Here is a 14,425-nt window from a genome sequence, read left to right as displayed (position 1 = left end):
GCTCCAGCCTTGCCCACTGTGCATCCGTCAGATCTCCACGCGCCACACCATGATCATCACCGATCAAGATCCACTTTCGCAACAGACCCTAGTGCGCGGGACGCGGCCGCGCCAGCCCGGCCCCGGCGACACCTCCCAGCGCATCGATCACTGAGTCCAAGCAGCCCGGGACGCTGCTGCCCTGGGGCAGGGCTTGTGTTCGAACGAGACCGTGGAGGACTTGGGTGAAGCAGGAGCGTCTGGCTGGGGTGAACGGGCAGGGTGGGCCGGGTTCGGGGTACGCGGTGGGCGGCCGGCTGGTGCTGACCTCCGCGCACGTCGCCGGACCCGCCGGCACCCGGGTGGAGGTCTTCCGCCCGGGCGGCAGCGGGACGGCAGGCGGGACGGTGGTGTGGTGCGGCACCCCGGCCGCGCGGGACGACGCCGCCTTGGTCCTTGCCGACGACGATCCGCACTGGCAGGCACCGACCCCGCCGGTGCGGTGGGGCCGACTGGTGACGGACCGGCCCGGTACCGACTGCAAGACCTGGGGCGTCCCGGATGTCGCCCAGCGTGAGGGCCGCGCGGTGGAGGCCGCACAACTGCGCGGGGAGCTGAATCCGGGCAGCGGATTCGTGGGCGACCAGCATGTGATGGACCTGCGCCAGCATCCCCCGCAGTGGCCATTCAAGGGCACGTCACCGTGGGGCGGCCTGTCGGGCGCGGCGGTGTTCGCCGACCGGCTGCTGATCGGTGTGGTGGCCTCCGACCGCGAGTACTCCGGCAGCGGGCAGCTGAACGTCGTGCCCTCCTACGTCCTCCACCACGACCCCGCCTTCCGTACCGCCCTCGCCGAGCACGGCGCTGGCGCGGACCACGACCTGGAGGCGGTGGAACTCCAGCACCTCACCGACCCCGCCCAAGGCCACGACCGAAGCGCGCAGCTGCCCTCCCCGGCGGCCCTGCTGGAGGCCCGGCACCAGACCGTGCCCTTCCACGGCCGCGACGAACTCCTCGGCGAGCTGAGGGCGTGGTGCGAAGTGGGTGGGTTCGGGGCCTGGCTGCTGCACGGCCCGGGTGGGCAGGGCAAGACCCGCCTCGCTCACCACCTCGCCGCCCAGCTTGCCGCCGACAGCTGGGCTGTTCTGTGGCCGAAGGTAAACGCCACCACGGACCAGCTGGCGGAAGTGCGGCACGCGGCCAGGCCGCTGCTGGTCGTCCTCGACTACGCCGAGACCCGCACCGAACAGCTCGCCGCCCTCGTCGAGGCCGCCGCCGACCACCATGGGGCCACCCCGCTCAAACTCCTGCTGCTTGCCCGTACCGGCGGCGACTGGTGGCGTCAGGCCGCCACTGCCACCCTCCTCGCCGAGGACCACCTCGCAACCGCCCCAACCCGCCTACTCACCCCTCTGGAGAACGACCCCGCCGACCGGACCGACCGCTACAAGGACGCGGCCCGCGCCCTGGCCACTGCCCTGCCACGGGTCGACGGCCTGGCCGGACACGACTGGACCACAGCTGCGGCCTGCATGCCGCCGCCGCTGCTCGACCAGGACGCCTACGGCAACGCCCTCACCCTCCACATGACCGCCCTCGCCGACCTCCTCGACACCGCTGAACCCCCAACCGCCTTCCCCACCAGAGACCACCAAGGCGATGCCGCACGCCGTGGGACCGCGGATGTCGAGGACCGGCTCCTGGACCACGAGAGCCGCTACTGGAGGCAGAGCGCTGCCGTTCTCGGCCTCACCCCGGGTCTGAGTCCCGCGACGCTGGAGACGGCGCTGGCCGCCGCCCACTTCGTCGGCGCCGCCGACCGCGAACAAGCCGACCGGCTGTGGCAACGGCTCCCCGCACTGGCCGACCAGACCCGCGACCGCCGCAACCAGGTCACCACCTGGCTCTCCACCCTCTACCCCCCAACCACCACCCCGCTGCCCTGGGGCGCACTACAGCCCGACCGCCTCGCCGAACGTCACGTCGGCCGCTCCCTGAACTCAGATCCCACCCTCGCCGACCGTCTTCTCCAGGACGCCGACCACCCCCAGACGGAACGGCTGCTCACCGTCTACAGCCGCGCCGCAGCCCACCCCGTCTTTCAAGACCGCCTCGACACCCAGCTCACTGACCTCTGCACCCGCCACCCTCAGCTGAGCGCGCAGATCATGAGCACCGCCAACCGCACCGACCACCCCGCCCCCCTCACCACCGCTCTCGACACCATCATCTCCGACCCCACCATCCCCCTCACCGCTCTCACCACCCTCAGCGACCAGCTCCCGCGGAGCAGCCAGCGCCTCGCCGCCACAGCCGTCCACCTCACGCAAACCCTGACCGACCGCTACCGCGTGCTGGCTGAGGCCGACCCCAACGCTCACCTGCCCGACCTCGCCAGGGCCCTGAACAACCTGGCCATCTGGCTGGGCGAGGTGGGCCAGCGGGAGGAGGGGCTGGCCGCCATTGAGGAAGCCACCAGGTACTACCGCGTGCTGGTCAAGGCTGACCCCGACGCTCACCTGCCCGACCTCGCCGCCTCCCTGAACAACCTGGCCATCCGGCTGGGTGAGGTGGGGCGGCGGGAGGAGGGCCTGGCCGCCATCGAGGAAGCTGTCAGAATCCGCCGCGGACTAGCCGAGGCTGACCCCGACGCTCACCTGCCCGACCTCGCCACCTCCCTGAACAACCTGGCCGCCGATCTGGGTGTGCTGGGACGCCGGGAGGAGGGCCTGGCCGCCATCGAGGAAGCCACCGGCCACTGCCGCGTGCTTGCTGAGGCCGACCCCGACGCTCACCTGCCCGCCCTCGCCAGGGCCCTGAACGGCCTGGCCATCTGGCTGGGTGAGGTGGCCCGGCGGGAGGAGGGGCTCGCCGCCATTGAGGAAGCCACCAGGCATTACCGCGTGCTGGCTGAGGCCGACCCCGACGCTCACCTGCCCGACCTCGCCAGGGCCCTGAACGGCCTGGCCATCCGGCTGGGTGGGGTGGGGCGGCGGGAAGAGGGTCTGGCCGCCGTCGAGGAAGCTGTCAGAATCCGCCGCCCACTGGCCGAGGCCGATCCGGACACCCACCTGCCCGACCTCGCCATCGCCCTGGACAACCTGGCCACCGACCTGGGTGAGGCGGGCCGGCCGGAGGAGGGTCTGGCCGCCGTCGAGGAAGCTGTCAGAATCCGCCGCCCACTGGCCGAGGCCGACCCCGACGCTTACCTGCCCGACCTCGCCAGGGCCCTGAACGGCCTGGCCATCCGGCTGGGTGAGGTGGGCCGGCGGGAGGAGGGGCTGGCCGCCATTGAGGAAGCCACCAGGCATTACCGCGTGCTTGCTGAGGCCGACCCCGACGCTCACCTGCCCGACCTCGCCAGGGCCCTGAACAGCCTGGCCATCCGGCTGGGTGCGGCGGGCCAGCGGGAGGAGGGGCTGGCCGCCATTGAGGAAGCCACCAGGCATTACCGCGTGCTGGCCGAAGCCGACCCCGACGCCCACCTGCCCGCCCTCGCCACCTCCCTGAACAACCTGGCTGTCCGGCTGGGTGAGGTGGGGCGGCGGGTGGAGGGCCTGGCCGCCCTTGAGGAAGCTGCCGGGATTCGACGTGTGCTGGCTGAGGCCAACCCCGGCGCCTACCTGCCCGACCTCGCCATGGCCCTGAACAGTCTGGCCATCCGGCTGGGTGAGGTGGGCCGGCCGGAGGAGGGCCTGGCCGCCATCGAGGAAGCCACCAGCATCCGCCGCGGACTAGCCGAGGCCAACCCCATGGCCTTCGAAGCCGCACTACGACAATCTCTGGAAGTGGCAGCCTGGCTCGAAGCCCTCGGACAGTAGCCCAGCGGGTAGCCCGCTGGGGCACCATCCACGCCGCAGCGCAACGCGACACCAGGCGCAGACCGCCCACCATCCTGGGTGCCAAGGGCAGGCTGGAGGAATAGCGCACGTTTGGAATGACGCTCCCCGCCAGCTGGGGCGAGTTCGTGGACCGCACAGCGGCGGGAGGCGTATGCGAATGATCTCGGTCAGCTGTCCTCGCTGGTCGCGGTGACGGCGCGTTCGAACCGGCAGAAGGCTGATCAGGACCCTTTCGAGTGGCTGCCGTCGTCTCCGGGAGCGTTGTGCCGGTACGGCAAGGAGTGGACGGAGACCAAGCTCCGGTGGGGCCTGGCCGTTGACGAGGCGGAGCGGGACCGGCTGATGGACATCGCGGCCGGCTGCGGCGACACCGAGGTGGAGTTCACCCCCGCTGCGTAGCCGCAGACCTCCGCGGCGGCACCGGGCTCTACCGGGCTGGTGACATCGACCGTGTGTCCGCCGACCACCCGGAGGTGGACTGGCCTGCCCTGCGCGTTCTTGGCCAGGGGCGGCGCTCGCCCCTGGCCAAGCTCACCGCCGCCGGGGGTGGCCGGTGACTGGTGAATGGGGGCGGGCACCCCAGCCGGGCTGGACCGGTGAGAGACGGCGGCCCCTGGGCGGGACCGCTGGCCGGTGGTCAGTCGGCATGCTCCGTGTTGCTGTTCGCGGCTTCGCGCTGTTCCTCAGCACCGGGCTTCTGGCGTCGTCGGCATGCGATGACGGTACCTACCACGGTCATGACAGCAGCCGACGGGAGCTGTTCCAGCAGGCCGGTGAGCAGGGTGAAGCAGAGATCGGACCAGCTCATGAGTGCCTCCGTGAGGTGTGCGGGTGCTTGTGCGCTCATCTCACGGCGTGTGTGGATCAAGATGCGGAGAACTGATCCTGCTTGCGGTGGTGCCGCATGGAGTTGCGGAAACCGCAGGTCGGAGGGGCTTCAGTTTTCTACGATCTGCGCAGGACTGAGGAGCTCCAAGGGGGAGAGATGGCCGGCCCGGACACGGTGAGCACGCCTGAGCAGTTGGCCCAGGCGCTCAACGAGATGATCCTGAACAGCGGCAAGACCATGGAGAGGGTCGCGAGTGCTGCCGGCCTGGCGCCCAACACAGTGCGGGCTGCTGCGAGAGGGACGAGCTTCCCCCAGGAGGGAACCCTCCACGAGCTCGTACGCATCTGCGGCGGTGATAAGGCCGCCTGGACCAGAGCTTGGCATCGGGCCAACAACGCCCGCCCGAAGGCGGAAAGAGGGGCTGCTGCCGACGACCCGCTGGTCGAGGCCCTGAACCGGGTCGCCCTCTTGGAGGAGAAGCTCGAGGACGCCCTGCGCCGAGTGGCAGAACTGGACAAAAAGGTACAGGTCTTGTCCACCGCCTTCCACGCCATGCGAGACATGGACGCAAGGATCCGGGCTGCCAAGAACGAGGCCGAAGCCGATCGGCGTCGCCGACAACGTGAAGGTCGTGAGCTTCTCAACTCGGTGCCTGTGCGCTTCGTGTACGGGCACCCAGACTTCAACAGAAACTACTACGTGGAGGCAGTCGACCGTTATGTAGCCGAGGTAAAGAAGCTTGCCATGGCCGATATGGAGCAACTGAAAACATTTCTCTTGACGACACCATCCGATTTTCCCCGTATCGGCAGGATGGGATATAACCCGACTGAAGTCGATGACTATATTGCCCGATTGAAGGCGGCTGTATTCAACCCATAAGGCACCTTTCAGGATTCAGTGAAGCGACATACTGAATCGCCAAGGCCAAGATGCGATCTCTCGGTTTGGTGACAGTGGTGTGAGAGACAGTGTGCCTTGGCGCGTTGCTGCTGGTGGGGGGCCGTTTCAGGGAGTGGGGTCACTGTCATGGAGGTGAGAGATCGAGGTCTATCCACTGTCGAGGAGTGAGAGACGTGCAGGTCACGTGCTGACACGAAAGCGAGAGATCGCACCTGGCCAAGGTCGCCGAGACCACCTTCAAGGTGCGAGCCGAGTCCCGGCAGCCGATCGGCTGACCGCCGCCGCTTCCCCTCGCACTGGGCCGGGTATGTGCGGCCCCTGTCGGCCGGCGGCTCCGCTGTGCTCGGACGCCCCAGACGGCGACAAGCGTCTCCTCCAAGAGGCATACCGACTGGCACGCCTGAGCAGCTCACCTCCCGCACGGTGCCAGCGGCCGCCGCGGGGCGCTCCCAGGGGGTCAGGCGAGGCGAGAGCCGATACGGAAGCGCATCTCGCCTGTGGACCGGCGGATCGCTTGTCCGCCCGGATCCGGGTGACGCCGATACGCAGCCAGACCCGGGAGCGGCCGGCGCTCACCATGCCAGGAAGCGCTCCAGCCGGAACAGGACAACGTCGAGGTCGTCCAGTCCGTCCCAGGACCGCTCCACGTGCAGGCGCAGCCGCTGGGCCAGGGGCTGTACCGGCAGTTCCAGCACGCCGATCATCTGGAATAGCGCAGCGGAGTGTTCCCAGAGGCTGTACTGGTGGGCGGGGTTCTTGCCGGCGTAGTAGGGCGGTTGCGTCGCCGGCTGCCAGTCGGCCTCAGGCCCCGGCACCTCGATCTCTGTCACCGCGAGCTCCTCCTATGGTGTCGGCACTTTCACGTGTACACCGACATATGGCCTCCAGCCAGCCGGTGATCAACCTACCTTCACGGGCCAGCCGACGTCATGCGGTGGAGATCGGGTTCAGTCGCGGTGGCTGGGCCGTGTAGTGGCGTTGATCGCGGATGAGCGCGGAGAGGCGTCGCGGAGGTGCGGGAACTGCTGCTCTCGCGGGTTCCGCGCTGACCACCAGAGCATGCCATCCGGGCCCCTTCCACCCGAGCCTGGTGAGGCCACGGCCCCAGGAGCGGGGCGGTAGGCGCTGGCAATCGCGACGATTCCCGCATTGAGCCCGTTGGCGGGCGATCTGCCCGCTACGCTCAAGATCACGCCGTGCCGACAGGAGTGTGCGGACGAGGGCAGGTGTCCCAGGCGCTCTGGACAGCACCTGACCGCACGAGGTGCCCCCGCCAGCCAGCAGGGGCACCTCGGCGACGTTCCACCACCTGCGCCGCGCCCCGACCGGGAGCGGGCGTATTGCCGGTGACACCCCGCCTGCTCGCCCGGGCATCGTGCCGAGGGCGGCCGTCGCCGTTCGCGAACTGCCAGATCACCTCGCTGCAATGGTCCGTTAGTTCGATGAGAGGGCAGGCTGTGTAGCGGTATGGGAGATCGCCAACGGATGGGGAAGAGGGCGAATGGGTGCGATGAGGACGAGGATTGGTGTGGTCGCCGTGCTGGCGGTGCTGCTGTTACCGGCCGTGGCGGGCGGTGCCTTCGCGGTGCCTGCTGTGGATCCGCCTGCCCCGACGCCCGAGGGGGCGCAGTTGTCCGCGCGTCCCGGTGAGCGGCTCACGTTCACGGTGGCCTCGTACCTGCCAGGGAGGAACGGAGACTGGGTGGTCTCCGAGATCTTCATTGAGCACGGGACGCTGAGGATGAAGGATCCGGTCATCACCGCCGTGGCGACCGTGGCGTGTGACACTCCGCCGGGCGTCTACCCGGTCGGGCGGACCGGGCCCGGCGGTCCCGCCATGACTGCCAAAGACAATGTCTGGGTGACCGTCAAGGTCGAGGACGTCGGCGAGGCCGAACGCAGGGCCTGTCCCGGGAAGGTCGCGGCCCTTCCGCCGGATCAGCCGGAGGAGCGCTGGCCGACGGGTGACTCCTGGCCGCAGTCGCCCTGGGACGTACGGACGCTCCAGCCCGGCGAGAGGGTGACGCTCACGGGCTCGGACGCGGATCTGATGTACGGCGACACTCTCACCTCGCCGGGCTTCACCAACCGGCCCGTCATGCACGGAGCCAAAGCGGTCGTGACAGCGGCGGTGATCCGCTGCGATGCCAAGCCCGGTCTGTACGAGGTCCGCTGGGTGGGCACGGACGAGGTCTGGGCCCGCTACCGGGTGGCCCGGACCGATGACACGGTCCGCCGCACCTGCCAGGACGAGGCGGCGAAAACGGCCACGGGGCAAGCGGCCCCGTGGCTGCTCGGCGCCGGTACCGCGACTCTGGCTGCCGCAGGCGCGGTGACCTGGGTCCTGGTCCGGCGTCGCCGTAACGCCTTTCGCTGACCCCCGGAGCGGCGGCGAATACGGACATCGTCGGCGCCCGGGCAGCGCTATCCGGCCCACTCCACGCCCAGCTCGGCGAGGGCTGCGAGCTGGGCGGGGTTGAGTCGGTCGCGGCGGGCCTTGAGATTCCCGTACCAGATCCCTGTGCGGTGCGCGGCCCCATCGGGCAGCTGCGATCTCTCGGTTTGGTGACAGCGGTGTGAGAGACAGTGGGCCCTGGTGTGTTGATGCTGGTCGGGGGCTGTTTCGGGGTGTGTGGTCACTGTCATGGATGTGAGAGATCGGGGTCTATCCACTGTCGTTGAGTGAGAGACGCCCAGGTCGCGTACTGACGTGAAAGCGAGAGATCGCAGTCAGCGTTCGTCCGCCTCGGCGCCGGGGCCCAGACGCCGTCGGCCGGAGCCGGGCGCGGGCCGCGCGGGTGCGCTTGGGTCCTCGGCGGACGGCTCGGCCAGCTCGGCGGCCAGACGGGCCCGGGCGGCCGGAGGCGCCGGGGGAGTAGCGGGGCGGGGGCCGGTGCCCAGCGGGCGGCGCTCGATCATCCCGCCAGTGTGGACGTTCCCCTTTTGAGCGGGGGAATGGGATCCCTTCCCCCGCGTCGCCTGCGGCCGTGAAGGTGGGACTCCTACGTTCCGCCGGGCGGCCATTCAATAGTCGGAGGGGGTCAGGAAGTTCGTCCGACCTACACACGCAACCCCCTCATTCAATATTTTTTAGACGGGGGATCGGGGGAGTTCCTGCACGTCAGAGCTATCGAATGGATCCCGCCCGGCCCGCAGCGTGGTGTCAGGCAAAACCTCGTGCCGCCCCTCCTGCTGTCTGGCCACCCGGCCACGACACCAGGGGTTGCGGGGCTAGGTGCTCCGCGCCGCAGTCTGCGGATCGTCCGCAGGCCCTTACGGGAGGGAACCCCTCATGTCCGCCACCACCGACCAGCAGCCCCAGCACCAGCCGGCCCCGCAGCCCCCGGGCACCGACCCCGTGCTGCTCCTGGTCGTCGGGATCGTCGTCGTCCTGGTCCTGGCCGCCACCGGCTACCTGTGCGTGGTCCACCGCTCGCTGGCCGGGCCGGTCGGCGCCGTGGGCGGGGTGGCCTCGGCGCTGGCCGCCACGTTCGGCATGGCGCTCGCCCTGCGCCGCCGCTGACCCCTTGGGGTACCCGCCGAGTGGTTGCGGGGCAATCACTCCGTCAGCATCGGCGGAGCCACCACCGATGCTTGCCCTGTTGCCACCGTGGTCACCTCCGGCGCGAGGAGACGGGCGGTGCATGGGTGTGGGGACCATGGCCGCCGCAGTGGGGCGGCAGCCGTCCACGTGGCTGTTAGGCATGGGCGGCTAGTCGTTGCCGCGTCCTGCGGAGGTGATCAGGGCGACGAGGACGAGGAGGCTGACGGCGAGGGTGGTGACCTGCTGGGCGTCCCAGCCCTGCTGGATGGCGAGGACGGTGATGGCGACTACCGCGTAGGGCCAGGAACGGCGCGGGGGCTGGGTGGTGTTGGGGGTGGTCACGACGGGCCTCCTGTGATCGTCTGATCGGGTGGAGGTCTCACCGTCTTCGATGGTGTGATTGTCCGCTGCGGGTGATGACTGTCCTCGCAGGTGGGGGCCGAAGATCGGGAACAATCCCCGGGTTGTTCCCGGGGACAACAGGATGCGGGGGAGCCATGGGGCGACCGATGGGCGCGTTACGGGGCCGGACCGAGCAGGCGAACGAGCTGGCTGTGTGGCTGCGCAAGGTGACGCTGGGCAAGGCGGTCCGGACGCTCGAGGGGGACTTCGCCTACAGCACGACCTCGTGGAGCGAGTTCCGCAGCGGCAGCCGCCTGCCGCCCGAGGAACTCCTCGAGGCCGTGGCCAAGCGCTACGTCGGAGAGCCGAGGATGCGTGAGCGCCAGCTTGCGGAAGGCCTGCGGCTGCTGGCGGCCGCCCGCGAGGCGGAGGCGGCCCTGGGCGCCGGCGCCAACACGCCTGCACCGGCGCTACTGCCGGTCCCGGTACAGCGGGGCACCGACGTGGTCACCCAGGCACTGCTCAGGCTGGACGAGGCCAGACTGCGGCAGATCGAAGCCCTGGAGAAGCTGGCCGCCTCCGAACGCCGGCGCGCGCAGCTGGAGGACATGGTCTCCGTCCTCCAGGAACGCTGCACCGTGCTCGAGGTGGAACGGGACCGTGCCCGCGAGGACGTCCGCGCCGAACTGGAGAGCGAACTGCAGATCTCCCGGGAGTACCGGCGTCAGGCCGACGAGAAGCTGGAACACGCCCGCCGGGCGGAAGAGAAGGCCTACCAGCTCCGCCTGGCCGCCGAACAGCAAGTGGCCCGCGAGCGCACCGCCCTGAACCACATCGATGAGGAGACGACGGACAGCGCCCCGAATCCCTCGGCCACAAAACCCGAAGACCTCGGGCTTCCAGCCCTGGAGCAGATCCGCGATGTCCTCCAGGCAGCCCAGGAGCAGTTGGAGGTCCAGGACGACGAACTCGACGACCTGGAGGAGCTGATCGGCCTCGACCCCGCACCGCAGGACGCCCCCCTCAGGCAGCCGGCGTCGCGGACAGCCCCGGAACAGTCCGGGAACTCCCAGGGACCGGATCCCGTGGTTGTCCCGGAACAACCACGGGACAACCCACAGGATCCGCCAACCAGACAGCGCCCGGTCCCTGACCCGCCCGACATGCCGTCCGCGCCGCCCGAGGGCTACAAGACCCTGGTGCAGCAGCTCGCCGAAACTGCCACTACCCCAGAAGACCTGGAAGCCGCCCTGCAAGAGCTACGGCAGAGGGCCGGCGGTACCGAAACGTGGCCGACAACGGCGGAGGGCAGGAAGGTTCCTGGCGACTGGAATCACCTGGAACGCATCCTGACCAGCCTGGATGCCACGGAAGGGGAGATCTCCGCGTTCGCCACCGCCCACAGGAAGATCAGCTCCAACTACCCACCAGAGTTCCTCTGGGTGCCTGATCCCGAAAGCACCCGAGCGGCCGCGGCGGCGGTGCCGCTGCCGCGAGCGCTGCCATTGCTCGCGCTCGACATGGCTCTTCCGGCCTTCGAGACTGTTCTCACGGCCCTGATCACTACCGGCTGGTTCGCAGCTCTTCACGCTGACCCGGGCCCGGCCATCTCGAAGATGACGGTCTACGGCCTGGGAGGCCTTGGCCTGGTGCTGGGGACCTGGCGCGTCGCTTTCGTTATCGTCGTCAAGCAGGCGGAAAAGCTTCACCGGGACAGACCCGTAGATGCAGCGATCGCTGGACCCCCGATCGCTTTCGGTCTGGGATCTCTTGCTCCCTTCGTCGGCCTGGACGCCGTAGGGGAGTGGGCCGCCACCCTCGTCGCCCTGATGTAGGAACAAGGGGCGGCCACCCATCCGGCTGTAAGGGCCGGTCGGAGCGCCTTTGGGGCGGCCTCTGGACAGGGTCGTGTCAGCCCGCGCCGACATGGGCGGGGGCCAGGTAGAGCCCGCTCTGGGGCAGCACGACTGGGACCGCCCCAGCCTTGGTATTCCGTCGGAATACCAAGGCCCTCGACGTCGCGGCCCACCCGCCCTTCGATGGCCGGGGCCACGCTCCGTTTCCCCGCTCTGACCTGCGGTGGGGAGGAAATCGGTGAGTCACCCGCGGCCGACGCTGGCCGACTGCGCGCTGCAGGTGGCCTACCGAGTGGCCGATCGGGCCGATCTCGTCCACTGCGCGGGGGACGGGGGCGTTGACCTGCCCGGGTGCGGTTCCAGCAGGTGGACGACGGACGAGACTTCGAACTTCGGCTGCTGTTCGGTGATGACTTCCGCCCTCATCCCCCCATAACAAGGAAGGAGGGGCCGGGAATCCCCTCCGCTCCAGAGAAAGCAGCACAGCGCCCTGCTGTCCGTTCACCGAACTGCGCAAGCAGTACGGCAAGACCGGGCGTGCAGCGCTTCGTCTGCGGATCGTCCGCAGACCACCAACGGGAGGGAACCCCTCATGTCCGTCACCATCGACCAGCAGCCCCAGCACCAGCCAGCCCCGCAGCCCCCGAGCACCGACCCCGTGCTGCTCCGGTGCGGGTGGGGTGCGGCGAGCGCGGCGTAGGCGGCGTTCCAGGCGGCTTGCGTCTGCACCAGGTCGTCGGGGAAGGCGGTGGCGTCCATACCAGCATTAGATCGCTTGTTCGAATTAAACTGTCATCTCGGACACGGGCCGCTCGCCCGACCAGCTGTGGTCGGGGCTCCCTGCGGTGCGAGCGCAGGCGTGATCGGCCTCATGGCCGGGTGTCTGGTTTCTGGTCGCTTGACCGTGACGGCTCGATGGGCGCTCACGGGGACGTCCGGGCGGGTGCCGACGACATCAGCGGGAAAGCAGCGGATCCGGGTTACGGCGGATAGGTGGAACGGGCCCGGCCGAGGTCAGCGTCCACAGCTTCGCGGTGACCCGCACGCCGTCCTCGCATATCCGCACCGCGCTGCCCGGCGAGATGACGAGCTTCTCGGCTTCCAGGTCCTTCAGCCCGCCGCGCACGGTCGGCTGACGGAGATGGTTAGTAGTCGGTCTTGTCGTGTAGTAGCCGCCATCGTCTGTCAAGTCCCGAGAAGTAGCGGCATGACGCAGTTCACCGGCGAGGGCTTACTTGAGGCATGGGTTCACACAGACCAGGTGACCCACCCCCCTACCCTTCCGATCAAGGAGAATCCATGACCCGCACATCTCGCACCCAGCGTCTCGCCCTGCTGACCGCCACGACCGCCCTGCTCTCAGGAGGAGGCCTCCTGTCCTCCAGCGCCTTCGCCGCTCCCGCGACGCCGCACTCCGCTCCGGCCAGTACGGTCACGTCTCACAGTGATCATGGCAAGGGTGACTGGAACAACCGCAAGGACAAGAAGCGTGGTGGCAAGACGAAGGTGACCACGAGGGAAACCACCCGCGAGCTGGAAATCCGCAAGGACGGGACCAAAATCCTCAGGGTGACCACGAAGGAGACCACGAAGGTGACAAACAAGAAGGGTCTCCACAAGTCCAACAACGAGCTCCAAGGTCCGTTCAACGGAAACGGTCCGGTCAACGGAAACACCGAGCTCCAAGGTCCGGTCAACGGAAACACCGAGCTCTAGGTCCGGTCAACGGTCGTCAGTAATGGCCGATTGCCGCAGCCGGTCTCCTGCGGGAGCCGCTATGAAGATCATGAACTGTCCATGGTCTTCGAGAGTGCACCCGCTCATGCGCCGTCTCGTCCGATTTCGCCTCACCCGGTTACCGACACCCGCACCTGGGACGTCGAGTGGGCCGGCGCCGGCCAGAGCGGCACCCTGACCGCCACCCGCGCGAGCTCCACCAGCCTCACGATCGGCGAGCTTCAGGGCTCAACGTTCCCTGACGGACCGGTGGGACCGGCAACCCCCTCGGCGGCCGGTCCCGTACCGTTCCCGCGCTGACCTGCGGTGAGGACGAGATTTCGCCGGGGCGTTATCGGCGTCGGAGGAGGTACGGCAGTACTACTGCCGCGTACAGGGCGCCGGTGGTGAGGCCGGTGTCTACGGGGTTGGCCCAGGACGGTGCGAGCCGTACTGCGAGGAGCGCGCCGAGGGCGAGGATGGCGCCGAGCACCGCGACGAGTGCGTCCCGCTGCCGCCGTAGCCGCGTCAGCTGCTGCGCGTTGGTCTCGGCGGTCTCGCTCGTCTCGGTCTGGGCGGACGTCGTGGTGGTGGACATGGTGATCCTTTCGTCGGGCCCGGGGCTGCCGGGCTGGGTGGGCGAGAGCCACTGTGGGAGGGGCGCCCGGCGGGGGTCGAGTTCTCGCGAATTTCCGTTCCGTGCCTGGTCAGAGTCCCTGCGGGGCCGCCGGACGCGGATTCGCGTGGCCTTGACAGGGCGCCGTTCAGGGGCGCTCGCCGTTGCGGGTTCAGGTTGCGCTGCGCGCGGGTTAGCTCCGCAAGCCCCGTCTCCAGCGTCCTGAGGTCTCGAAGTCTTCGAGGGTGTCGAACGCTTGGCAGACGGATGCAGGTACGCGACGACGTCGGGCTCCGGCAACGGGCCGAGGATGGCCAGGCTCACGTCGTGGGTGGTCGCATGTCACCCGGGCGGGTGCGGAGATGGGCCTGAGCAGAATTTCTTGTCCGGGTCAGTGCCGCGGAATTCGAGGTGTTATTCAAGGAGTTTTACGGATGCTCGGATGATTTGTTGAAGCGACGCATGGAATTCCTCCCACCTACCTGACGAATCGTCAGATAGGTGGGTTTTAGTGACCCGGGGGCCCCTGTCCTCAACTCTCGAGGCCCTGTGCGCTCCTGTGCGGGCCGTTCTTCACCGGGGGTTTCCCTCGGCCCGCACGGCCATAGAGGGGCCGCCAGGGTGCCTGTGCAGGCCCATTGGTCGCCGACAGCCGACAGGCACGCCATTTGTCGCCGGTCAGTGAATCTGAGCTGTCGTCATGCTTCTGACCTGGGGTTGTGCAGGTTGGCTGAGCGGGTTGGCGGCTGTGCTGGCTCAGTGAATCTGCGCGGAGTTCGGGGGGCGCCAGCTGTCTGA

General features: G+C 68.9%; 12 protein-coding genes and 1 pseudogene. 7 read left to right on the top strand and 6 right to left on the bottom strand.

Annotated elements, in window-relative coordinates; all coding sequences use genetic code 11:
• Nucleotides 1-224: 224 nt before the first annotated feature.
• Together AB0M76_RS42560 and AB0M76_RS42555 are read left to right on the top strand one after the other, a co-directional pair.
• The gene (locus AB0M76_RS42560) at nucleotides 225-3,800 is read left to right on the top strand and encodes a tetratricopeptide repeat protein (RefSeq protein ID WP_365958140.1); all 3,576 of its coding nucleotides are present in this window, start codon (nucleotides 225-227) and stop codon (nucleotides 3,798-3,800) included.
• Nucleotides 3,801-3,932: 132 nt separating this feature from the next.
• A pseudogene (locus tag AB0M76_RS42555) lies at nucleotides 3,933-4,220 on the top strand (HNH endonuclease); the annotation flags it as partial.
• 238 nt (nucleotides 4,221-4,458) lie between these two features.
• On the opposite strand, the gene AB0M76_RS42550 reads toward AB0M76_RS42555, so the two are convergent.
• Nucleotides 4,459-4,629 carry a hypothetical protein gene (locus AB0M76_RS42550; protein ID WP_365958139.1) on the bottom strand — a complete coding sequence of 57 codons (171 nt, stop codon included), beginning with the start codon at nucleotides 4,627-4,629 and terminating at the stop codon, nucleotides 4,459-4,461.
• A gap of 177 nt (nucleotides 4,630-4,806) precedes the next feature.
• Here AB0M76_RS42550 and AB0M76_RS42545 point away from each other — a divergent pair, with 177 nt between their 5' ends.
• Nucleotides 4,807-5,532: a hypothetical protein gene (locus AB0M76_RS42545; protein ID WP_365958138.1), complete on the top strand. Its 726-nt coding sequence runs from the start codon at nucleotides 4,807-4,809 to the stop codon at nucleotides 5,530-5,532.
• A 593-nt stretch (nucleotides 5,533-6,125) separates the two neighbouring features.
• Here AB0M76_RS42545 and AB0M76_RS42540 read toward each other — a convergent pair.
• Complete coding sequence (locus AB0M76_RS42540) at nucleotides 6,126-6,383, bottom strand: hypothetical protein (protein WP_365958137.1); 258 nt, start codon at nucleotides 6,381-6,383, stop codon at nucleotides 6,126-6,128.
• A gap of 680 nt (nucleotides 6,384-7,063) precedes the next feature.
• Here AB0M76_RS42540 and AB0M76_RS42535 point away from each other — a divergent pair.
• Nucleotides 7,064-7,930: a hypothetical protein gene (locus tag AB0M76_RS42535; RefSeq protein WP_365958136.1), complete on the top strand. Its 867-nt coding sequence runs from the start codon at nucleotides 7,064-7,066 to the stop codon at nucleotides 7,928-7,930.
• Between the two features lie 353 nt (nucleotides 7,931-8,283).
• On the opposite strand, the gene AB0M76_RS42530 is transcribed toward AB0M76_RS42535, so the two are convergent.
• Complete coding sequence (locus tag AB0M76_RS42530) at nucleotides 8,284-8,472, bottom strand: hypothetical protein (protein ID WP_365958135.1); 189 nt, start codon at nucleotides 8,470-8,472, stop codon at nucleotides 8,284-8,286.
• 373 nt (nucleotides 8,473-8,845) lie between these two features.
• On the opposite strand from AB0M76_RS42530, the gene AB0M76_RS42525 reads away from it, so the two are divergent.
• Nucleotides 8,846-9,076 carry a hypothetical protein gene (locus AB0M76_RS42525; protein ID WP_365958134.1) on the top strand — a complete coding sequence of 77 codons (231 nt, stop codon included), beginning with the start codon at nucleotides 8,846-8,848 and terminating at the stop codon, nucleotides 9,074-9,076.
• Between the two features lie 189 nt (nucleotides 9,077-9,265).
• Here the strand turns inward: AB0M76_RS42525 and AB0M76_RS42520 are convergent, their stop codons facing one another.
• Nucleotides 9,266-9,439 (bottom strand): hypothetical protein, encoded by a 174-nt coding sequence (locus AB0M76_RS42520; protein ID WP_365958133.1) that lies wholly within the window; start codon nucleotides 9,437-9,439, stop codon nucleotides 9,266-9,268.
• Between the two features lie 167 nt (nucleotides 9,440-9,606).
• Here AB0M76_RS42520 and AB0M76_RS42515 point away from each other — a divergent pair, with 167 nt between their 5' ends.
• A complete protein-coding gene (locus AB0M76_RS42515) occupies nucleotides 9,607-11,274 on the top strand; it encodes a hypothetical protein (RefSeq protein WP_365958132.1) in 1,668 nt (555 codons plus the stop codon).
• 976 nt (nucleotides 11,275-12,250) lie between these two features.
• Here AB0M76_RS42515 and AB0M76_RS42510 read toward each other — a convergent pair.
• Nucleotides 12,251-12,484, bottom strand: a complete 234-nt coding sequence (locus AB0M76_RS42510; RefSeq protein ID WP_365958131.1) for a hypothetical protein — start codon at nucleotides 12,482-12,484, stop codon at nucleotides 12,251-12,253.
• A 110-nt stretch (nucleotides 12,485-12,594) separates the two neighbouring features.
• On the opposite strand from AB0M76_RS42510, the gene AB0M76_RS42505 reads away from it, so the two are divergent.
• The gene (locus tag AB0M76_RS42505) at nucleotides 12,595-13,011 is read left to right on the top strand and encodes a hypothetical protein (RefSeq protein ID WP_365958130.1); all 417 of its coding nucleotides are present in this window, start codon (nucleotides 12,595-12,597) and stop codon (nucleotides 13,009-13,011) included.
• Nucleotides 13,012-13,363: 352 nt separating this feature from the next.
• Here the strand turns inward: AB0M76_RS42505 and AB0M76_RS42500 are convergent, their stop codons facing one another.
• A complete protein-coding gene (locus AB0M76_RS42500; RefSeq protein WP_362638335.1) occupies nucleotides 13,364-13,609 on the bottom strand; it encodes a hypothetical protein in 246 nt (81 codons plus the stop codon).
• Nucleotides 13,610-14,425: the final 816 nt, after the last annotated feature.

Origin of the sequence: Streptomyces sp. NPDC051364 (assembly GCF_040682115.1) — a bacterium.
GTDB lineage: Bacteria > Actinomycetota > Actinomycetes > Streptomycetales > Streptomycetaceae > Streptomyces.
Note: the sequence above shows the minus strand (reverse complement) of the source record. Positions and strands in the feature narration are given on the sequence as shown.

Excerpts from the sequence above, each read along its gene's own strand:
- AB0M76_RS42550 (WP_365958139.1), bottom strand. The coding sequence starts at position 4,629 with ATGAGCTGGTCCGATCTCTGCTTCACCCTGCTCACCGGCCTGCTGGAA.
- AB0M76_RS42545 (WP_365958138.1), top strand. The coding sequence starts at position 4,807 with ATGGCCGGCCCGGACACGGTGAGCACGCCTGAGCAGTTGGCCCAGGCG.
- AB0M76_RS42535 (WP_365958136.1), top strand. The coding sequence starts at position 7,064 with ATGAGGACGAGGATTGGTGTGGTCGCCGTGCTGGCGGTGCTGCTGTTA.
- AB0M76_RS42530 (WP_365958135.1), bottom strand. The coding sequence starts at position 8,472 with ATGATCGAGCGCCGCCCGCTGGGCACCGGCCCCCGCCCCGCTACTCCC.
- AB0M76_RS42525 (WP_365958134.1), top strand. The coding sequence starts at position 8,846 with ATGTCCGCCACCACCGACCAGCAGCCCCAGCACCAGCCGGCCCCGCAG.
- AB0M76_RS42515 (WP_365958132.1), top strand. The coding sequence starts at position 9,607 with ATGGGCGCGTTACGGGGCCGGACCGAGCAGGCGAACGAGCTGGCTGTG.
- AB0M76_RS42505 (WP_365958130.1), top strand. The coding sequence starts at position 12,595 with ATGACCCGCACATCTCGCACCCAGCGTCTCGCCCTGCTGACCGCCACG.
- AB0M76_RS42500 (WP_362638335.1), bottom strand. The coding sequence starts at position 13,609 with ATGTCCACCACCACGACGTCCGCCCAGACCGAGACGAGCGAGACCGCC.